Genomic DNA, 18,805 nt, shown 5'->3' with positions numbered 1-18,805 from the left:
TGACGTGCGTCACGGTCCCGAGAGGGCTAGCCGGCCAGGGGGTTCGGCAGGGGGAGGTAGCGGGCGTCCGCGCCGTCCGCGCCGGTCCAGCGGAGCAGGAGGTTCGTCTTGCCCGGGAGGGTGGGCGCGGTGAGCAGGGCGGTGGCCTCCGGCAGGTCGTGGCGGGACAGCTCACGGCGCAGGGCGGGCCAGGGGTCGAGGCCGGGGTGCCGCTCGGCGAGGGCCGTGGCGACCTCCCACAGGTGGTTGACGACCAGGCAGTACACGAGCCGTTCCCAGCCCGCCGCCCGCTCGACGTCGCCCAGCAGTTTGACGCCCTCGGCGTCCCGGAACAGGGCCTGGACGGGCATCCCGTCGGCGTCGACGGCGACGAGCGCGTTCTGCAGATGCGCTTCGAGCACGACGCCGTGGTCCGCGAAGGCCGCGAGCGCGGGCGGGACGACGGCGTCCAGGTACGCCTCCCACCAGGCGCCGGGGTCCGGGGCTGCGGCGAGCGGGCTGCCCGGGAACCCCTCGACGAGCGCCGCCGCGAGCAGCGGGGTGGTGCCGGGGCGCAGCCGGCCGTGGAAGCCGTCGCGGACGAGGACGGCCAGCTCCTCGAAGGCGAAGGCGGCGGTGCGGTAGCCCCGGTCGGACAGCCAGCCGGCCGGGCCGCCGGCGAGGGCGCGGGAGGCCGCGGCGTCCGTGCGGCGCAGCTTCAGCAGGTCGTGGCGCCACAGGCGGCGGATGTCGTTGGTGATGCGCACGTCGAGACTGAACTTGAGGAACAGGTCGGGTCCGGGCGCGTACAGGGTACGGATCGCGGCGGTCGGGAAGACCTCGGAGGGGGTCTCGCCGAGGTGGACGAGGCGGCCGTCGGCGAACGCGTCCGTGAGGTCCACCAGGTCGAGCTGCCAGGGGTGGGCGGGCAGCAGCCGGTAGCCGGGCGGGGCCTCGCCGAGGGCGTCCAGCGCGGAGGTGTCGCCCTCCTCGACGACCAGGTCCTCGCGCACCGCGAGGAGCGTCAGCGGGAAGCGGGCGTACGCCTCGGGCGCGTACGGCAGCCAGGCGGCGACCGGTCCGCCGCCGCGTGCCTTGGGGGCGGGGTGGTAGGGATGGCCGGTGAGGAGGGACTGCTCGGAGAGCAGGTACGGGTCCTCGGGCGGGACGGCCCGCGCGCGGGCCGCGAGGAGGGCGGCCACGGCGTCCCGGCTGTCGGTCATCTCGGCGGGCAGCTCGTGGTTGGACAGGCCGGTGTGCCGGGTGAGTTCCTCGGCGACGAGCTTGACCAGCTCGGGGTGGCCGATGCGGGTCCAGTCCCCCTCCACCCGGGTCTCCGGCTCGACGGGCCGCCGCTCGCCGCGCACCCGCAGCAGCCGTCCGCTCGGCAGCCGGTGCACCCGCCGCGCGCCCGGCCCCGGCGCGCCGTCCGGGCCCGGGACCGGTTCGGCGGCCTCGCGCAGCAGACAGTTCAGCAGCGGCGCGGCGGCGTACGCGTCGGCGACGGCGTCGGCAGCGGCGGGCTGGGGGATGAGGTCCACGCGATTCACTCGTTCTCTGCGGCGTTCTCTACGGTTCGTCCTGGGCGGAGACGATCAGTATCCATGTCGTCACGCCCCGCCGTGAGCCCAGGTGGCACCCGGGCCCACACCCGAGCCGACACCGGCCCGGCACCCGACCGACCGCCCGATCACGTACCCGAGCCCGCATCCGCGCCGGTGTCCCCACCGGTGTCCGTGCTCGTGTCCGACTCGTACCCCGAGGAGCCCGCCCGTGCACCGTTCCCCCACCGCCGAGGCCGAGGTCGCCGCCGAGCTGTCGGCGGCCCGCCCCGCTCTCGTGCCGCGGTACTCGGCCGAACTGCCGGGCGCCCGGGCGGCCGTACTGACCCGGCTGTGGCGGGCGCTGGCCCATGAGCCGCTGCCCTGGATCACCGACCGCCGCACCGGCCGGGACGGACTCGCCCTGCTCCTGCGCGACGGGCGCCGTCTGGAGGGCCCGCTGCCCGACCCGTACGCGACGGCCGCGTACGTCACGGTCGTACAACTGGACGGGACGGCGTACGACGATCCCGCGCGGCTGATGACCGACCTCGGCGTACCTCATGGTCTGCCCTTCGCCGCCGAACTCGGGCACAGCGTCGCCTCGCTGGCGCTGTCGCGGGCCGGGCAGGAGGGTGCGGCGCGGGAGTGGCCGGGGGTGGACTGGGGCTGGGAGCAGCGGGTCGTGGACGGGCATCCGTTCCACCCCAACTGCCGTTCGCGGCCCGGTTTCTCGGTCGCGGAGCAACTGGCGTACGGGCCCGAGCACCGGCCGGTGGTCGGGCTGCGGACGGTGCCGGTCCCGGTCGGGGAGTGCCTGCTGACGGGCGACTGGCCAAACGCGCTGCGGGACCGGGGCGGCGACGGCGGGCGGCTGCTGCTGCCGGTGCACCCGTGGCAGGCGGCCCATGTGCTGAAGCGGGCGGGCGGGGAGGGTCCGGCCGCGCATCCGCTGATGTCGCTGCGGACCCTGGCCCTGTCGGGGGAGCTCGCGGACGTCCATGTGAAGACCGCGCTCAGCGCCCGGCTGACGTCGTCGGTGCGGGACATCTCCGTCTACTCGATCGGCATGTCGGCGACCCTGTCCCGGTTCGCGGAGTCCCTCACGGACGGGCTGCTGCACATCACGCGCACGCTGGGCGCGGCGACCGCCGACTCCCCCGATCTGGCGGCCGTGCTGCGCGAGTCGCCGCAGGTGTACGCGGGGCAGGGCGAGCACGTCATGCCGGTGGGCGCGCTCGCCACCACCGAACTGCCCTCGCGGCCGGGCTGGTTGGCGGACTTCACGCGGCTGGCCCTGACCGTGGGGCTGCGTCTGCTGGACCTCGGCGTCGCGCTGGAGGGGCACGGCCAGAACCTGCTCGTGGTGCTGTCGGCGACGGGCGAGCCGCTGCGGCTGGTCTACCGGGACCTCGCGGACATCCGGGTCAGCCCGGCCCGGCTGGCCCGGCACGGCGTGCCCGTACCGGAGTTGAGCGGCCGGGTCGTCACCGACGACGAAACGGCCCTGCGGCGCAAGCTGTTCGGGTCGCTCGTGGCGGGGGCGCTCGCCGGTACCGCGGGTTCGGGGGCGGCGCTGCGGGAGGCGATGGAGCGGGCCGTACCGGATCTGGCGCGCACCGAGGATCTGACCGCGCTGCTCGAAGAGCCTTTGCCGACCAAGGCGTTGACGCTGATGCGGCTGTCGCCCGGCACGCCCGGGGACCAGTGGACGCGGCTGCCGAACCCCTTGCGGTGACCGGACGCCGGGGCGGGGCCGTTTTGGAGTGCGGTGGCCCCGGTCAATAGGATCCGGCGATGATCACAAGAACACGGCTGGCGGCAGGAGTGTGTGCCCTGCTCGCCGCCCTGACGGCCGGGATCGCCGTCCCGACCGCCGCGTTCGCGGGTGAGCCGACCGGGGACACGACACCCCAGGTCGACCTCGTCCTCGACGTGAGCGGCTCGATGCGGACGGCGGACATCGACGGCGGCACCCGGATGGCGGCGGCGAAGCAGGCCTTCAACGAGGTGCTGGACGCGACCCCGGAGGACGTCCAGCTCGGCATCCGGACCCTGGGCGCCAACTACCCCGGCGACAACCAGAAGACGGGCTGCAAGGACACCGCCCAGCTGTACCCGGTGAGCACCCTGGACCGCACCGAGGCGAAGTCGGCGGTGGCGACCCTCTCCCCCACCGGCTGGACCCCGATCGGCCCGGCGCTGCTCGCGGCGGCCGGCGACTTCGCCGACGGCGACGGCTCCAAGCGGATCGTCCTGATCAGCGACGGCGAGGACACCTGCGCCCCGCTCGACCCGTGCGAGGTGGCCCGGGAGATCGCCGCCAAGGGCATCGGCCTGACCATCGACACGCTCGGCCTGGTCCCCAACACCAAGATGCGGCAGCAGCTGAGCTGCATCGCCGAGGCGACCGGCGGCACGTACACCTCCGTCGAGCACACCGAGGAACTCACCGACAAGGTGAACCAGTTGGTGGACCGTGCGGCCGACCCGGTGGTGACGCCGGTGGCCACCGAGGGTGCCGGTTCGTGCGCCAAGGCGCCGACCCTGGAGTCCGGTCTGTACACGGACCGCGCGGAGTTCGGCGGGCAGCGCTGGTACCGGGTGGACGTGAAGCCCGGCCAGGAACTGCGGGCCTCCGTGAGCGTGGCCGCCGACCGGTCCGTGAACCCGTCCTACGGCCTGCTGGTGCGCGCGGTGACCACGCACGGCCGGGAGATCGTGCGCGGTGAGGCGTCCGGCACGGGCCGCACCGACGTGCTGTCCACCGGCGTCCGTTACCCCGAGCAGGAGTCCGACGAGGACGATCCGGCGGCCGAGACCGTGTGCCTTCAGGTCACCCACTCCTTCTCCGCGGCGTCCGGCGTGAAGACCACGCCCGGTCTGCCTCTCGAACTGACCGTGGACGTCGTCGACGCGCCGTCCGCGTCGAGCGACGTGGCCTCCTTCGGGCTCGGCCGCGGCTGGTGGCTGCTCGTCGCGCTCGTGGTGACGGGCTTCCTCGCCGGTCTCCTGTGGGGCTGGGTGTCACGCTGGCGCGTCGCGGTCTGGAGGACCAACTGATGCGGATCACACGTACGGTGGGCACCGCCCTGCTGCTCCTCGGCCTCGCGGCGGCCCCCGCCGCCGCCGACGACGCGTCGCCGTCCCCCTCGGCCTCGGCCGACGCCGACGCGCCCACGACCGCCGGTACGTCGTTCCGTACGGCGACCGAGATCGAACAGGGGCAGCGGGCCACGGCCGGCGCCTCCACGGGCGACTACCTGTACTGGTCGTTCCCGGCCGACGGCGGGCAGCGCCCCACCGTGCGGGCCACGGTGGAACTCCCCGAGTCGCACGCCGCGCAGACCTGGCAGGTCGACGTCTACGACGGTCTGCGGCGCCGCCAGGCGTGCCAGTACGGGGCGCAGACCCGCACGGCGGCGGCCGGCGCGACCTCCGTCGAGGTGACGTGCGTGCTCCGCACGGTCCGCGCCTGGTCGGAGCCGTGGGCCAACGACCCGCTGCCGGGCACCTATTACGTCCGGCTGACGGCGACCGGGCTCAGCACGGCCGACCTCGGCCAGCCCGTGCGGACGTCGGTGCAGGCCGACTCCAAGGACATAGGCGGCTCGGCGGCGGTGGACGGTTCGCTCGCGGAGCCGCTGGTGCCGGGCGTGGCGCTGAAGGCGTCCGCCGAGGAGTCGGAGGACTCGGAGGGGACCGCGGCCGTGCTCTCCAGCCTCGAGCCCGACGACGGCTGGGCCTCCGGCTGGTGGTCGGACCGCTGGGTGTGGTCCGGGATCGGCGGCGTCCTGGCCGCGCTCGCGGGCATCGGCGGCTACGCCCTGACCCGCGGCTCGGGGCGCCCTCCGCGCCCCTGACCTTGCCGCCTCCCACGGAAGGGCCCGTCGCACCCCGGTGCGACGGGCCCTTCCGGCGTCCTCCGTGTCACGCCTCCCGCAGGGCCTTGGCCAGGGTGCCCTCGCCGGTCACCGTGATACGGCCCGCCCGTACCGCGTCCGGGACGCTCAACTCGCCCCGGGCCACGGCCGAGCAGGTCGCGGTGTCCAGGACGAGCCGGGCGTCGGGCTCCGAGGGGGCGGGGCCGTCGCCGTAGACCGGGCCGCCCTCCCTGCCCACATGGAGGTGGAAGTCGCCCTCGTCCAGGTGGACTTCGACGAGGCCCTCGCCGTCGAGGGCGCGCAGCAGCGGCAGGGCGAACCAGTGGGCGCGGACCGCGTCGGTGGGCCGCAGCTCGCCCAGCTCCGCCTCGCCCCAGGCACCGAGGGCCTGAAGGACGGGCAGCAACTGCCTTCCCCGGGGGGTGAGTTCGTAGACGTACGCCGCGCCGGGCGGCGGGAGCCTGCGGCGGGTGGTGAGGCCGTCGCGTTCCATGTCCTTCAGCCGGGAGGCGAGTACGTCCGTGCTGACGCCGGGCAGGTCCGCGTGCAGGTCCGTGTAGCGGCGGGGACCGGCGAGCAGCTCGCGGACGATCAGCAGGGTCCAGCGGTCACCGACGGCGTCGAGGGCGCGGGCCGCGGAACAGTACTGGTCGTAGCTTCGGCGAGGTGACATGCGACGCAGTCTAGACAACTTGTTGGACTTTCCAAGCTGCTACTTGGTAAAACCAAGCATCAGCCGAAACCGGAGAGGCAGCAGAGCATGGAGTTCCGCCAGTCCAGCAAGCTCAGCGACGTCTGTTACGAGATCCGCGGTCCGGTGATCGAGCACGCGAACGCGCTCGAGGAGGCCGGTCACAGCGTGCTGCGCCTGAACACCGGCAACCCCGCGCTCTTCGGTTTCGAGGCGCCCGAGGAGATCGTCCAGGACATGATCCGGATGCTCCCCCAGGCGCACGGCTACACGGACTCCAAGGGCGTCCTCTCCGCCCGCCGCGCCGTCGCCCAGCGCTACCAGACCCTCGGCCTGGAGGTGGACGTCGACGACGTCTACCTCGGCAACGGCGTCTCCGAGCTCATCTCCATGGCCGTGCAGGCGCTGATCGAGGACGGCGACGAAGTCCTCATCCCCGCGCCGGACTTCCCGCTGTGGACGGCCGTGACGACCCTCGCGGGCGGCAAGGCGGTGCACTACGTCTGCGACGAACAGGCCGACTGGAACCCGGACCTGGCCGACATGGAGTCGAAGATCACGGACCGCACCAGGGCCGTGGTCATCATCAACCCCAACAACCCGACCGGCGCGGTCTATTCGAAGGAGATCGTCGAGGGCATCCTCGATCTCGCCCGCCGGCACGGCCTGATGGTCCTCGCCGACGAGATCTACGACCAGATCCTCTACGACGACGCCGTCCACCACTCGGCCGCGGCCCTCGCGCCCGACCTGGTCGTCCTCACCTTCTGCGGCCTCTCCAAGACCTACCGCGTGGCGGGCTTCCGCTCCGGCTGGCTCGTCGTCACGGGCCCCAAGCAGCACGCGAAGGACTACCTGGAGGGCCTCACCATGCTGGCCTCCATGCGCCTGTGCGCCAACGCGCCCGCCCAGTACGCCATCCAGGCCGCGCTCGGCGGCCGGCAGTCCATCCGCGACCTCACCGTGCCCGGCGGGCGCCTGTACGAACAGCGCAACGTCGCCTGGGAGCGGCTCAACGAGATCCCCGGGGTGTCCTGCGTCAAGCCCAAGGGCTCCCTCTACGCCTTCCCCCGTCTGGACCCCAAGGTCTACCCGATCCACGACGACGAGAAGTTCGTCCTCGACCTGCTCCTGCGGGAGAAGATCCAGGTCGTCCAGGGCACCGGTTTCAACTGGCCGACCCCGGACCACTTCCGCATCCTGACCCTGCCCCACGCGGAGGACCTGGAGGCGGCGATCGGCCGGATCGGCCGGTTCCTGAGCGGGTACCGGCAGTAGCGGCCGGGACCGCTTGTCCGCGCGGCCCGGGCGTCCGGCTCTTAGCCTGTGAGGTATGGGTGATCTCTTCCTCGTCCGGCACGGTGAGACCGAGTGGTCGCGGTCCGGACGGCACACCGGTTCGACGGACGTCCCGCTGACGGAGCACGGGCGGGAGGAGGCGCGGCGGCTGGTGCCGCTGATCCGGTCGCACCGGATCGGGGCCGCGTTCGTGAGCCCGGCCCAGCGGGCCCGGGAGACCGCCGCGCTGATCGGGGTGCCGGACGCGCGGGTGGACGTCGATCTGCGGGAGTGGGACTACGGCGGGTACGAGGGCGTCACGACCGTCGAGATCCAGCGGGAGCGGCCGGGCTGGTTCCTGTTCACGGACGGGGTCGCACCGGGGCCGCCGGAGCATCCCGGGGAGACGGCGGACGAGGTCGGGGCACGCGCCGACCGGGTCCTGGCCAAGGTGGACGCGGCGCTCGCCAACACCGAGGGCGTCGTCCTGCTGGTCGCCCACGGGCACTTCCTGCGGGTGCTGACGGCCCGGCGGCTGGGGCTGCCGCCCGCGCAGGGGGCGCTGTTCCAGCTGGCGACGGGCACGGCGTGCCGGCTGGGGACCGAGCACGGGCGGCCGGTGATCGCGGGCTGGAATGTCAGACCCCCGTCGTAGCCTTCGACGAGGTGAGACAGAGGGAGGGGGAGTCCCGTGACACGTCCGCCCACCGCCGCGCAGCGGCGGGTGATCGACACCGCCGATCCTGTCACCGGGCGGCTCAGGGGCACCGAGGCCCAGCTCGCGGGCCTGGTCAGGCACGGGCTGGCGTTCCGCCATCCGAGGCCGCCGCACGACCACTTCCTGACCCCGGCCGGGCACCGGGTACGGGACGCCGAGCCGGTGGCGCCCCCGCCCGGGGCCTCCCCCGCGCCGGCCGCGTCCGGGGTCTTCACCGCGCGGATCGGCGGCGAGGAGCACCCGGCGGCGGGCGGCCCGGCGCGGGTGCGTGAGGTGCACAGCGCCTGGCAGGGGCTGCTGGAGCTGCGCCGGATGACGAACCCGGACGGGGACACGGGCCGCCCGTGCGGCTGGGAGCGGACGCATCTGGTCCAGGCCGCCGCGCTGGCCCTGGAGGCGGCGGGGCACCCGCCGCAGGATCCGGGCCCCGAAGGGGGCTACCGGGTACGGGCGACCCCGCAGCCGGACGCCGTCGCCGTCCACGCGCCGGACCCGGGGCTGCTGCGGGCGTGCGCGGCCACGCTGGAGGAGGCGGGCTGGCAGGCCGGGGAGTACACCGAACCCCGCACCAGGACCCGGTACCTCCTGGCCTCTCCCCGACGCGTATAGGTCCCTCCCCGGCGCGCACAGGCCCTACCCGACGCGTACAGGCCTCTCCCCGGCGCGTACAGGCCTCCCCCCGACGCGCATGGCGGGCTCATGTCAAGATCGGTGGGTCAACTGCCGTGATCCGAGAGGGGATCGACGTGAGCGCCGAGCCGTTTTCCGTTCCGGTGACCGTCCGCGGGTACGAGACGGACATCATGGGCCACCTGAACCAGAGCGTGTACATCAACTACGCGGAGCACGCCCGCTGGTGCCTGCTCACCGAGGCGGGCATGACCCAGGCCATGCTGCTCGGCAAGGGGGTGGGCCCAGCCGTCCTGGAGCAGACGATCCGCTACCGGCGCGAGCTGGTCGCCGGTGACGAGGTGGAGGTGACCTGTGCGTTCGAGTGGGGCGGCGGCAAGACGTTCCGCATCGAGCAGGCGATCCGCAAGGCGGACGGCACGGTCGCCGCCGAGGTCAGCGTCGTCATCGGACTGCTGAACCTCAAGGAGCGCCGCCTGGAGTCCCGGCCGGACGAGGTGTTCAAGGAACTGGCCGCCGATCCGGGCCTGTTCGGGCTGTAGCGGCGGCTCCGGCTGCCCGGGTCACGCGTCGGCGGTCTCCCGCCCGGCGTCGTAGGCCGCCCGCGCCTCGGCGATGTAGACCCTGTTGCGCTCCGACCAGTCGGTCAGGCGTTGCAGGGTCTCGTTCAACTCCCGGGCCACCGGTGTCAGTTCGTACTCCACCTTCGGCGGGACCGTCGGGAACACGGTCCGGGTGACCAGGCCGTCGCGCTCCAGGTTGCGCAGGGTGAGGGTCAGCATGCGACGGCTGATCCCCTCGATGCCGCGCTCCAACTCGGTGAAGCGGATCGGGCCGTAGGCCGCCGCGACGAGAATCTGGACGCTCCATTTCCCGGCGACCCTGTCAAGAACCTCACGCACCGGGCACGCGTGCGCGTTCACTGCCTGGACGGTTACACCGGTGTTCCTCTGGGACATCCGACTGCCTCCTTACGCCTGCCTTCATGGTTCCCGACGATGTTCCCCGTTACAAGTCGTGCACCTTTGGCGGTGCGACGCGGCGAGCACATCCGGCGAACGGATCCGACGAACAGATCCGACGAACAGATCTTCGAAGAGCGTGGAGGCGAGATCCCGGTGACAGCCCTCATCAAGTCCCGGACGGGGACCGCACGACGAACGTACTCCCGCTGGGCGTCCCTCGTCGTCCTGTGCGCGGGCACCCTGATGACGATCCTGGACGGCAACATCGTCACGGTCGCCATGCCCGCGATCCAGAACGATCTCGGCTTCTCGGGACCCGGACTGGCCTGGGTCGTCAACGCCTATCTGATCCCGTTCGGCGGGCTGCTGTTGCTGGCGGGCCGGCTCGGCGACCTCATCGGCCGCAGGCGGATGTTCACGGCGGGGCTCGCCGTGTTCACCGCGGCGTCCGTGCTGTGCGGTGTCGCCGACGGCCGGGCCACGCTGGTCGCGGCCCGCGCGCTCCAGGGCGTCGGCGGGGCGATGACCTCGGCGGTGGTGCTCGGGATGCTCGTCTCCCTCTTCCCCGAGCCGCGCGAACAGGCCCGTGCCATCGCGGTGTTCAGCGCGGTCGGCGCGGCGGGCGGCGCGCTCGGCACCTTCCTCGGCGGCGCGCTCACCGAGGCCCTGAACTGGCACTGGATCTTCCTGATCAACCTGCCGATCGGGGTGGCGTCCTGGCTCGCGGCGCTGCGTGTGCTCGCACCGGACCGGGGTGCCGGGTCCGGCAGGGGCGCCGACTACCCGGGCGCGGCGCTGATCACCGGCGCGCTGATGCTCACGGTGTACGTCATCGTCGGCTCCGGCGACCGCGATCCGGCCGCCGGAGCGCTGCTCGCGGCCCTCGCCCTGGCGCTGTTCGCGGCCTTCGCGTTCCGCCAGGCCCGGACCGCCCGTCCCCTGCTGCGGCTGCGCCTGTTCCGCTCCCGGATGCTGACGGGGGCGAACGCCGTCCAGATCCTGATGATCGCGACGATGTACGGCTTCCAGTTCATCGGCGCGCTCTACCTCCAACGCGTCCTCGGATACGGCGAGTTGCTCACCGGGACCGCGTTCCTGCCCGCACCGATCGCGATCGGCGTGCTGATGCTGGGCCTGTCGGCACGGACCATCGGCCGGTTCGGTGCCCACCGGGTGCTGCTCGGCGGGCTGGCGCTGATCGTCGCGGGCATGGCGCTGCTGGGCCGGGCGCCCGTCGACGGCGTGTACGTGACGGACGTGCTGCCGCCTCTGCTGCTGCTCTCCGCCGGGTTCGCCGCCGCGATGCCCGCGCTGACCGGGCTCGCGATGTCGGGGGCCCGGGAGGAGGACGCGGGACTCGCCTCCGGTCTCTTCAACACCACCCAGGTCGTGGGCGGTTCACTGGGTCTGGCGGTGCTGACGGTCCTCGCGGCCACCCGCACGGAGCGGCTCGTGGACGGCGGTACGGCACAGGTGGCGGCCACCGCGGACGGATACCGGCTGGCGTTCCTGGTGGGCGCGGGGATCGCCGCGGGGGCGCTGGCACTGGCGGCGACGGTGCTGCGGCCCGCGCGCGCCTGACGACCGACTTTCGCACCTCGATGGGCGTTCTGCCGCGATCTCTCGTCACCGGACGACTGCCCGGGGTCCTGGCGTGCCGTTCCCTTGACCGGCTCTGAAATCGAGGTGCGGAGGCGGTGCGGGCCTGGGATGCTCCGATCCCATGGCCGCACGACATCCCAAGCCGATCCGCCCCAGCGTGTACATCTCCGTCGACATCGAGGCCGACGGACCCATTCCGGGGCCGTACTCCATGCTGAGCCTGGGTGCGGCGGTCGCCGGGGTGCAGGACGCCGACGGATTCACGGCGGCCGATCCGGCGAGGAGCACGTTCTACCGCGAACTGCGCCCGATCGGAACGGATTTCGTGCCGGAGGCGCTCGCGGTGAGCGGGCTGGACCGGGACCGGCTGCTGCGGGAGGGAACGGACCCGGCCGCCGCGCTGACCGGGTTCGGCGACTGGGTCCGCCGGGTGAGCGGCGGGGCGCAGCCGGTGATGTGCGGCTACCCGGCGTCGTATGACTGGATGTTCCTGTACTGGTATCTGATCCGCTTCACGGGAGCGAGCCCGTTCGGGCACTCGGGCTGTCTGGACATGAAGACGCTGTACGCGACGAAGGCGGGACTGCCCCTGCGGGCGGTGGCGAAGCGGACGATGCCGCCGGAACTGCTGTCCGCGCGGCGCCACACCCATCACGCCCTGGACGACGCGATCGAGCAGGCAGAGCTGTTCGCCCATCTCATGGCATGGCCCGGAGCGGCTCGCCCGCAGGAGCCCGGCCCGGAGAGAGACTCACAGTGACTTCCTAACGGCGCCCCACGGCTTTCCCAAGTCGGCGCGCGAGTCTCAACTGCCTTTCACAGCGTGCCGCACCTCGGCGTGCCTCAACCGTCCTTCACCGCACCCTCCTTGGAGATGACGTGCCCTTCCTGTCCGGAAAAGCCGCCCGTCGCACCGTACTCGCCGCGCTCGGGGGCATGGCGTTGAGCACGCAGTGGCCGTCCGCCGAGGCGGCGGACGCCACCGGGCTCGACGATCCCGGCAAGAAGGACATCGCGATGCGGCTGGTGTCCAGCGCCGAGAACTCCTCGCTGGACTGGAAGGCGCAGTACACGTACATCGAGGACATCGGCGACGGGCGCGGGTACACCGGGGGCGTCGTCGGGTTCTGCTCCGGTACGAGCGACATGCTCGCGCTGGTGGAGCTGTACACGGACCGGGACGCGGACAATCCGCTGGCCCGCTATCTGCCCGCGCTGCGGGCGGTGGACGGCACCGCCTCGCACGAGGGCCTCGATCCCGGGTTCCCGTCGGCCTGGCGCAAGGCGGCGAGGACGGCCGCTTTCCGCAGGGCCCAGCGCGACGAGCGGGACCGGGTGTACTTCGACCCGGCGGTGGCGCGCGCCAAGAAGGACGGGCTCGGCACGCTCGGCCAGTTCGTCTACTACGACGCGATGGTCATGCACGGTCCCGGCGCCGACAGCGTCAGCTTCGGCGGCATCCGTGAGCGGGCCCGCGCTCTCGCGGACACGCCCGCGGACGGCGGCGGCCAGAAGACGTATCTGGACGCCTTCCTCGACGCCCGGGTGTGGGCGATGAAGCAGGAGGCGGCCCACAGCGACGTCAGCCGGGTCGAGACCGCCCAGCGGGTGTTCCTGAGGAACGGGAACCTCGATCTGGACACACCGCTCAAGTGGAAGGTGTACGGGGACGGTTACGAGATCGCGTAGCCGTCGGGGCGCGGCACCCGAGGGTGCCGCGCCCTGTCGTACGGCGCCTCAGCGGGCCGCCGCGATCTCCTCGCCGGCCTCCATCGGATGCGTGACGTCCTGCGCGTCCCGGCGCCTGCCCAGGTGGTTGAAGACCAGGTTGAGCAGGACGGCCGCGACACAGCCCGTGGAGATGCCCGAGTCGAGGATGATCCTCGCGGTCTCCGGGAAGGCGTGGTAGAACTCCGGCTCCGTGATCGGGATGATCCCGACGGCCAGCGAGACGGCCACGATCAGGACGTTGTTGTCCTTGTCGAGACCGGCCCGGACGAGGGTCTGGATGCCGCTCGCCGCCACCGACCCGAACAGGACGACGCCCGCGCCGCCGAGCACCGGGCGCGGGACGACGGCGATGAGCGAGGCGGCCATCGGGCACAGGCCCATCAGGACGAGGAAGCCGCCGCCGGTGGCCACGACGTAGCGGCTGCGGATGCGGGTCATCGCGACCAGGCCGATGTTCTGGGCGAAGGCGCTGCACATGAACCCGTTGAACAGGGGGCTGAGGGCGGAGCCGAGGGTGTCGGCGCGCAGGCCCGCCGCGATGGTCCGCTCGTCGGCGGGGCGGTCGACGATCTCGCCCAACGCCAGCATGTCGGCGGTCGATTCGGTCATCGACACCACCATCACCACGCACATCGACACGATCGCCGCGAGCTGGAACTGCGGTGCGCCGAAGTGGAAGGGCGTCGGGAAGCCGACCACGGCCGCGTCCGCGACCGGCCCGAAGTCGGTGACGCCGAACGGGATCGCGACCAGCGTGCCGATCACCAGGCCGAGCAGCACGGCGATCTGCTTGACGAACCCCCGGGTGAACCGGCGCAGCAGCAGCACGATCGCGAGGGTGGCGGCGGCCAGGCCCAGGTAGGTCCCCGAACCGTAGTCGTCCGCACCGGGGTTGGGTCCTTGCGCCCAGCCGAAGGCGACCGGCAGCAGGGACACGCCTATGAGGGTGATGACGGTGCCGGTGACGACCGGCGGGAAGAAGCGGACGGCCTTGCTGAAGAAGGGGGCCGCGAGGAAGCCGAGGAGACCGGCGACGACCACCGCGCCGAAGATGACGGGCAGCGCGTCGGAAGGGTCGTCCGTGGAGGCGACGATCGCGGTCATGGGGGCGACCCCGGCGAAGGTGACGCCGTTGACGAACGGCAGCCGGGCGCCGATCTTCCAGACGCCGAGGGTCTGGAGGAAGGTGGCGAGGCCGGCCGTGAAGAGACAGGCCCCGGTGAGGAAGGTGAGTTCGGTGGCGGACAGACCGATGGCCGCACCGACGATCAGGGGCGGGGCGACGACACCCGCGTACATGGCGGCCACGTGCTGGAGGCCGGTGGTCGCCATTCTCAGGGCGGGGAGTTTCTCGTCGACGGGGTGGGCGGACACGGGCGGCTCCTCCGGGCGGGTGACACGTCGGCTCTGACGTGGGTTTCTTGGAGGTGGTGCGCGGTCGTGCGGGACCGGAGGACGGACGTCTGGGGGGGGACAGACGGTGACCGTTCCGGGGCACGCGCGGGTGGCGCGCGCCCCGGAGACGGTCGCCATGGATCCCCGTGGGGTCCACGGCTACCGGCCGGGAGCCGTCCCTCCCGGCCGGAGTTCAAGTGCCGTACGGCGGCGTGGGGTTCAGTGACCCGCGATCCGGGCGAGCCGCTGGGCCTGCTCGCGGGTGGAGCGGGCGACGGCGTCCTCGTCGACGTGCAGCAGGCGGTTGTCCTCGACGATCTGGCGGCCGTTGACGAAGGACGCGGTCACCGGGGCCACGGCGCCGAAGACCAACGCGGTCACCGGGTCGGCGATGGAGGCGTGGGCGAGGGTGTCCAGCTTCCACAGGACGAGGTCGGCGAGCTTTCCGGGCTCCAGGGAGCCGATCTGGTCGGCGCGGCCGAGGACCTGGGCGCCGCCGTGGGTGCCCAGGCGCAGGGCCTGGCGGGCGTTCAGGGCGGCCTCGCGATGGGCGCCGAGCCGGTTGACGAGGAGCGCGTTGCGCAGCTCGGTGTGGAGTTCGCCGGACTCGTTGGAGGCGGTGCCGTCGACCCCGAGGCCGACCGGGACACCGGCGGCGAGCATGTCCGGGACCCGCGCGATGCCGGCGGCCAGCCGGGCGTTGGAGGACGGGCAGTGGGCGACGCCGGTCCTCGTACGGGCGAAGGCGGCGATGTCGGAGTCGTTCATGTGGACGCAGTGCGCCATCCACACGTCCTCGCCGAGCCAGCCGGTGGACTCGAAGTAGTCGGTCGGGCCCATGCCGAACAGTTCCTTGCAGAACTGCTCCTCCTCCACGGTCTCCGACCCGTGGGTGTGCAGCCGTACGCCGAGGCGGCGCGCCAACTCCGCTCCCTGGCGCAGCAGTTCGGTGGAGACGGAGAACGGCGAGCAGGGCGCGACGGCGATCTGGACCATGGCGTCGAAGGAGGCGTCGTGATGCTCCTTCACGGTCGCCTCGGTCGCGGCGAGGGCTCCGTCGAGGGTCTCGACGGCGAAGTCCGGGGGCAGTCCGCCGTCCTTCTCGCTGCGGTCCATGGAGCCGCGGGCGAGGGTGAAGCGGACACCCGTCTCGCGGGCGGCGCGGATGATCGAGCCGGAGAGGTCGCCGGAGCCCCGCGGGAAGACGTAGTGGTGGTCCATGGCGGTGGTGACGCCGCCGCGGGCCATCATGGCCAGCGAGCCCTGCGCGGCCGAGTAGGTCATCGTCTCGTCGATGCGCGCCCAGGTCGGGTACAGCGCGACGAGCCAGTCGAACAGGTTGTGGTCGGTGGCCAGACCGCGGGTGATCCACTGGTAGAAGTGGTGGTGGGTGTTGATCAGGCCGGGGGTGACCAGGTGCCCGGTGGCGTCGATGCGGCGGACGACGTTCTCCAGGCCCTCGGGGGCCCGGCCCGCGCCGAGGGACTCGATGCGGTTGCCGGCGATGACGACATGACCGTGCGCGTGCTCGGTGTCGTGCGCGTCGACGGTCGCGATCGAGCAGTTCTCGATGACGGTGCGCTCGATGGGCCGGTCTGCTGCCATGGTTCGTCCTTTGCGCTTCGGAGGAGAGGGCACGGCAGGACCCCGGGAGATTTGAGTGCCGCGGCCGGTCAGGTCGTCCTCACCGGCCGCGGGTGCCGCGACATGCAGTTATCGGGGTGCTGTTGTCACAGGTTGGTGAGGTCGACCGGGATCCTCGGCTCGCAGCCGTCCCGGAGGACGGTCGCCTCGATCAGCCCGTAGGGCCGGTCGGCGGCGAAGTAGACCTCGTTGTCGTTCTTGAGCCCGAACGGCTCCAGGTCCACCAGGAAGTGGTGCTTGTTGGGGAGGGAGAAGCGGACCTCGTCTATCTCGCTGCGGTTCTCGATGATCCGCGAACCCATCTGGTAGAGGGTCTGCTGGAGCGAGAGCGAGTAGGTCTCGGCGAAGGCCTGGAGCATGTGCTTCCTCGTCTGCTCGTAGGACTTCTCCCAGTGGGGCATGCGCTGTTCGTCGTCGGTCCAGTTGAACCGCCAGCGGCCGGAGACCTGGGTGGCCAGGATGCGGTCGTACGCCTCGGGCAGGGTCGTGTACTTGTCCTTGACGTAGCCCCAGAACTCGGAGTTGGTCGAGTTCATCACGACGAGGTCCTTGAGCCCGGAGACGACCTCCCACGACGAGCCGTCGTAGGTGATCTGGGTGACCCGGGTCTCCTGGCCCTTGCGGACGAAGGAGTGCTTGACCTCGTCGGCGCCGATGAACCGGGAGTTGGCGTCGGAGGCGTCGATGCGCTCCCAGGCGTACTCCTCGATCCGGATGCGGGCCGTCCTTATCGGCTCCTGCGAGGTGACGAAGTGGCGTGCCAGGTGGATGCCGAACTGCTCGGCGGAGTCGATGCCGTGCTCCTTGGCGAACGCGTACACCGTGTTCTTGGTGGTGTCGGTCGGCAGCACGTTGGCGTTGGAGCCGGAGTAGTGGACCTCGTCCATGTCGCCGCTCAGCGCCACGGACACGTTCAGGTCCTTGATGTGATGGGTGGCGCCGTCCCGCGTGATCTTTACGACTCGGTTCTCGGCCTTGCCGTACTGGTTCTGTCCCAGGATCGTAGGCATGTGTCTGCTAGCTCCCTCGGTAAACGGAGTAGCCGAACGGGTTGAGCAGCAGCGGTACGTGGTAGTGCTCGCCCGGCTCGACGGCGAACGTGATCGCCACCTCCGGGAAGAACACGGCCGGTCCGCTGTCCCGGTTCGCGGGGGCGTCCTGCTGCGCATCGGCTTGCTTCTTCTCGAAGTACGCCTCGACGGCGAAGTCGAGCCGTACGTGGGTGGTTCCCTCCGGCAGGGCCGGCAGGTCCTTGCACCGCCCGTCCACGTCGGTGGCGCCGGCACCGAGCGTCCGCCAGCCGGCCTCGCGACCTCCGCGGGCGGAGAGTTCGACGGCGACGCCCTCGGCGGGGCGGCCGATGCTGGTGTCCAGGATGTGCGTGGACACGGATGCGGTGGTGCTGGTGCTCATGGTCGGGCGTCCTCTCCGGTCGGCTTCGACGTCTTCAGTCCGCTTCGAAGATGCGGGCGAGTCTGATGCGGTTGATCTTGCCCAGTTCGACGCGGACGATCTCCCGTTCGCGCTCCGGCGCGTTGCCGATCCGCTCCTTGAGCGCGTCGCGCATCTGCTCGCCGGTCCGGCCGGTGGCGCAGATCAGGAAGACATGGCCGAACCGTTCCTGGTAGGCCAGGTTCAGTTCGAGCATCTCCGCCTTGAGGCCGGCGGCGGCGTCCGCCATGCCTGCCTGTTCCCTGGCCGAGGTCGGGTCGCCCTCCTTGGGGCGGCCGATCGGCGGGTGTCCGGCCATCGCCTCCGCCAGGTCCGCCGCGGTCAGCTCGGCCGTGGCGGCGTCACTGGCGGCGAAGAGGTCGTCGTCGGTGGCGTACGGGCGGGCGGCCAGCAGTCGCCGCACCCAGGTCACGGAGGCGCACGCCTCGTGGAGGGCGGCGTGGGCCGCGTGCTCCTCCAGGGCGTTGAACCGGGCCAGACCAGGGGACGCGGAAGTCGAAGTCACGGGGTCAGCTAACGCCTCCCCGCAACACCGCGTCAACACTTTGTTGAAAATTCGGGGTTACATCGCCGGTCGCCCCGGCCGGCCCCGGCACCCCGCCCCGGACCCCCACCCCGGCCCGCCCGCGGACCGACCGCGGACCGACCCCTACGGGGCCAGTCAGACGCCCTTGTCGCGGTTGAGGTAGTTGTACACCGTGAAGCGGCTGACCCCGAGGGCGCTCGCGACGGTCTCCACCCCGTGCCGCACCGAGAAGGCGCCGCGCGCCTCCAGGATGCGGACGACCTCCTGCTTGGCCTTGCGGTCCAGGTCGGCCAGAGGCTTGCCCTGCTTGCGCTCCATGGCGGCGAGGATGTGATCGAGGGAGTCCGCGAGCTGCGGCAGCCGTACGGCGACCACGTCGGCACCCCGCCAGGCGAGGACGACGTCGTCGGGGCCGGCCTCGTCCGGCGGGACCATCTCCCCGCCCATGGCGTCGACCAGCGGCTTCACGGCCGTGATGAAGGGCTCGTCCGCGGAACCGGTCACTTCCCGCCCTCCCCGATCACATTGACCTGGAGCGAGATACGGGTCGCCCCGGCCTCCAGGGACCGGCGCAGCAGCGCGTCGACAGCGGTGAGCACGGCGTCCGCGCCGCCCTCCGCGGTGTTGCCGAACGGGCCGACGTCCACCGCGTCCAGCTCCGCGGCCTCGACCACCTCACGGGCCGCCACCGCGTGCGCGGGCGCCTCGTCCAGGTCGAAGGGTTCGGTCGTGAACTCCACTCTCAATCGCACGCGCACAACCTAACGCG

At 72.1% G+C, this 18,805-nt stretch carries 20 protein-coding genes; 10 read left to right on the top strand and 10 right to left on the bottom strand.

Annotated features, from left to right (window positions below; genetic code table 11):
* Positions 1–26: 26 nt before the first annotated feature.
* Positions 27–1,529 (bottom strand): IucA/IucC family protein, encoded by a 1,503-nt coding sequence (locus ACIPSE_RS21865; RefSeq protein WP_401664776.1) that lies wholly within the window; start codon positions 1,527–1,529, stop codon positions 27–29.
* 223 nt (positions 1,530–1,752) lie between these two features.
* Here ACIPSE_RS21865 and ACIPSE_RS21860 point away from each other — a divergent pair, with 223 nt between their 5' ends.
* From ACIPSE_RS21860 to ACIPSE_RS21850, 3 genes are read left to right on the top strand one after another with little or no spacing between them, the layout of a single operon-like run.
* The gene (locus ACIPSE_RS21860; protein ID WP_401664774.1) at positions 1,753–3,258 is read left to right on the top strand and encodes an IucA/IucC family protein; all 1,506 of its coding nucleotides are present in this window, start codon (positions 1,753–1,755) and stop codon (positions 3,256–3,258) included.
* A gap of 59 nt (positions 3,259–3,317) precedes the next feature.
* Positions 3,318–4,583, top strand: a complete 1,266-nt coding sequence (locus tag ACIPSE_RS21855; protein WP_401664773.1) for a VWA domain-containing protein — start codon at positions 3,318–3,320, stop codon at positions 4,581–4,583.
* Complete coding sequence (locus ACIPSE_RS21850; protein WP_401664772.1) at positions 4,583–5,383, top strand: hypothetical protein; 801 nt, start codon at positions 4,583–4,585, stop codon at positions 5,381–5,383. The genes ACIPSE_RS21855 and ACIPSE_RS21850 overlap by 1 nt, the downstream gene beginning before the upstream one ends.
* 67 nt (positions 5,384–5,450) lie before the next feature.
* On the opposite strand, the gene ACIPSE_RS21845 is transcribed toward ACIPSE_RS21850, so the two are convergent.
* On the bottom strand, positions 5,451–6,077 hold the full coding sequence (locus tag ACIPSE_RS21845) for a winged helix-turn-helix transcriptional regulator (protein ID WP_401664770.1): 627 nt from the start codon (positions 6,075–6,077) through the stop codon (positions 5,451–5,453).
* 87 nt (positions 6,078–6,164) lie between these two features.
* Here ACIPSE_RS21845 and ACIPSE_RS21840 point away from each other — a divergent pair, with 87 nt between their 5' ends.
* The 4 genes from ACIPSE_RS21840 (at position 6,165) to ACIPSE_RS21825 (ending at position 9,263) form a co-directional block, all read left to right on the top strand.
* Positions 6,165–7,373, top strand: coding sequence for a pyridoxal phosphate-dependent aminotransferase (locus tag ACIPSE_RS21840; RefSeq protein ID WP_401664768.1), 1,209 nt, complete (start codon positions 6,165–6,167; stop codon positions 7,371–7,373).
* A 55-nt stretch (positions 7,374–7,428) separates the two neighbouring features.
* Positions 7,429–8,028 carry a histidine phosphatase family protein gene (locus ACIPSE_RS21835; protein WP_401664766.1) on the top strand — a complete coding sequence of 200 codons (600 nt, stop codon included), beginning with the start codon at positions 7,429–7,431 and terminating at the stop codon, positions 8,026–8,028.
* A gap of 36 nt (positions 8,029–8,064) precedes the next feature.
* Positions 8,065–8,700: a hypothetical protein gene (locus ACIPSE_RS21830; protein WP_401664764.1), complete on the top strand. Its 636-nt coding sequence runs from the start codon at positions 8,065–8,067 to the stop codon at positions 8,698–8,700.
* Positions 8,701–8,837: 137 nt separating this feature from the next.
* Positions 8,838–9,263 carry an acyl-CoA thioesterase gene (locus tag ACIPSE_RS21825; protein ID WP_401664763.1) on the top strand — a complete coding sequence of 142 codons (426 nt, stop codon included), beginning with the start codon at positions 8,838–8,840 and terminating at the stop codon, positions 9,261–9,263.
* 21 nt (positions 9,264–9,284) lie between these two features.
* Here the strand turns inward: ACIPSE_RS21825 and ACIPSE_RS21820 are convergent, their stop codons facing one another.
* Positions 9,285–9,680, bottom strand: coding sequence for a winged helix-turn-helix transcriptional regulator (locus tag ACIPSE_RS21820; RefSeq protein WP_401664762.1), 396 nt, complete (start codon positions 9,678–9,680; stop codon positions 9,285–9,287).
* Positions 9,681–9,839: 159 nt separating this feature from the next.
* Between ACIPSE_RS21820 and ACIPSE_RS21815 the strand changes: the two genes are divergently transcribed.
* From ACIPSE_RS21815 to ACIPSE_RS21805, 3 genes are all read left to right on the top strand, one after another.
* A complete protein-coding gene (locus ACIPSE_RS21815; protein WP_401664760.1) occupies positions 9,840–11,267 on the top strand; it encodes an MFS transporter in 1,428 nt (475 codons plus the stop codon).
* A gap of 142 nt (positions 11,268–11,409) precedes the next feature.
* Positions 11,410–12,048, top strand: a complete 639-nt coding sequence (locus tag ACIPSE_RS21810; protein WP_401664759.1) for an exonuclease — start codon at positions 11,410–11,412, stop codon at positions 12,046–12,048.
* A 176-nt stretch (positions 12,049–12,224) separates the two neighbouring features.
* Positions 12,225–12,977, top strand: a complete 753-nt coding sequence (locus ACIPSE_RS21805) for a chitosanase (protein WP_401665044.1) — start codon at positions 12,225–12,227, stop codon at positions 12,975–12,977.
* A gap of 48 nt (positions 12,978–13,025) precedes the next feature.
* On the opposite strand, the gene ACIPSE_RS21800 is transcribed toward ACIPSE_RS21805, so the two are convergent.
* The 7 genes from ACIPSE_RS21800 to ACIPSE_RS21770 form a co-directional block, all read right to left on the bottom strand.
* Positions 13,026–14,393 carry a nucleobase:cation symporter-2 family protein gene (locus ACIPSE_RS21800; protein ID WP_401664758.1) on the bottom strand — a complete coding sequence of 456 codons (1,368 nt, stop codon included), beginning with the start codon at positions 14,391–14,393 and terminating at the stop codon, positions 13,026–13,028.
* A gap of 240 nt (positions 14,394–14,633) precedes the next feature.
* On the bottom strand, positions 14,634–16,019 hold the full coding sequence (locus tag ACIPSE_RS21795; protein ID WP_401664757.1) for an 8-oxoguanine deaminase: 1,386 nt from the start codon (positions 16,017–16,019) through the stop codon (positions 14,634–14,636).
* Positions 16,020–16,144: 125 nt separating this feature from the next.
* Positions 16,145–17,068, bottom strand: coding sequence for a factor-independent urate hydroxylase (pucL, locus tag ACIPSE_RS21790; protein ID WP_401664756.1), 924 nt, complete (start codon positions 17,066–17,068; stop codon positions 16,145–16,147).
* Positions 17,069–17,075: 7 nt separating this feature from the next.
* Positions 17,076–17,471 carry a hydroxyisourate hydrolase gene (uraH, locus tag ACIPSE_RS21785; RefSeq protein WP_401664754.1) on the bottom strand — a complete coding sequence of 132 codons (396 nt, stop codon included), beginning with the start codon at positions 17,469–17,471 and terminating at the stop codon, positions 17,076–17,078.
* 34 nt (positions 17,472–17,505) lie between these two features.
* Positions 17,506–18,015, bottom strand: a complete 510-nt coding sequence (gene uraD / locus ACIPSE_RS21780; protein WP_401664752.1) for a 2-oxo-4-hydroxy-4-carboxy-5-ureidoimidazoline decarboxylase — start codon at positions 18,013–18,015, stop codon at positions 17,506–17,508.
* A gap of 156 nt (positions 18,016–18,171) precedes the next feature.
* Positions 18,172–18,540 carry a helix-turn-helix domain-containing protein gene (locus ACIPSE_RS21775; RefSeq protein ID WP_401664751.1) on the bottom strand — a complete coding sequence of 123 codons (369 nt, stop codon included), beginning with the start codon at positions 18,538–18,540 and terminating at the stop codon, positions 18,172–18,174.
* Positions 18,537–18,788, bottom strand: coding sequence for a hypothetical protein (locus tag ACIPSE_RS21770; protein WP_401664749.1), 252 nt, complete (start codon positions 18,786–18,788; stop codon positions 18,537–18,539). The genes ACIPSE_RS21775 and ACIPSE_RS21770 overlap by 4 nt, the downstream gene beginning before the upstream one ends.
* Between the last annotated feature and the right edge of the window lie 17 nt (positions 18,789–18,805).

The sequence above is a fragment of the Streptomyces sp. NPDC090106 genome (genome assembly GCF_044747265.1).
Classification (GTDB): domain Bacteria; phylum Actinomycetota; class Actinomycetes; order Streptomycetales; family Streptomycetaceae; genus Streptomyces.
This window is presented reverse-complemented; position numbering and strand designations above follow the sequence as displayed.

Coding starts and splice junctions, on each gene's coding strand:
- ACIPSE_RS21835 (WP_401664766.1), top strand. CDS start 7,429: ATGGGTGATCTCTTCCTCGTCCGGCACGGTGAGACCGAGTGGTCGCGG.
- ACIPSE_RS21795 (WP_401664757.1), bottom strand. CDS start 16,019: ATGGCAGCAGACCGGCCCATCGAGCGCACCGTCATCGAGAACTGCTCG.
- ACIPSE_RS21850 (WP_401664772.1), top strand. CDS start 4,583: ATGCGGATCACACGTACGGTGGGCACCGCCCTGCTGCTCCTCGGCCTC.
- uraH (WP_401664754.1), bottom strand. CDS start 17,471: ATGAGCACCAGCACCACCGCATCCGTGTCCACGCACATCCTGGACACC.
- ACIPSE_RS21845 (WP_401664770.1), bottom strand. CDS start 6,077: ATGTCACCTCGCCGAAGCTACGACCAGTACTGTTCCGCGGCCCGCGCC.
- ACIPSE_RS21810 (WP_401664759.1), top strand. CDS start 11,410: ATGGCCGCACGACATCCCAAGCCGATCCGCCCCAGCGTGTACATCTCC.
- ACIPSE_RS21805 (WP_401665044.1), top strand. CDS start 12,225: ATGGCGTTGAGCACGCAGTGGCCGTCCGCCGAGGCGGCGGACGCCACC.
- pucL (WP_401664756.1), bottom strand. CDS start 17,068: ATGCCTACGATCCTGGGACAGAACCAGTACGGCAAGGCCGAGAACCGA.
- ACIPSE_RS21820 (WP_401664762.1), bottom strand. CDS start 9,680: ATGTCCCAGAGGAACACCGGTGTAACCGTCCAGGCAGTGAACGCGCAC.
- ACIPSE_RS21855 (WP_401664773.1), top strand. CDS start 3,318: ATGATCACAAGAACACGGCTGGCGGCAGGAGTGTGTGCCCTGCTCGCC.
- ACIPSE_RS21840 (WP_401664768.1), top strand. CDS start 6,165: ATGGAGTTCCGCCAGTCCAGCAAGCTCAGCGACGTCTGTTACGAGATC.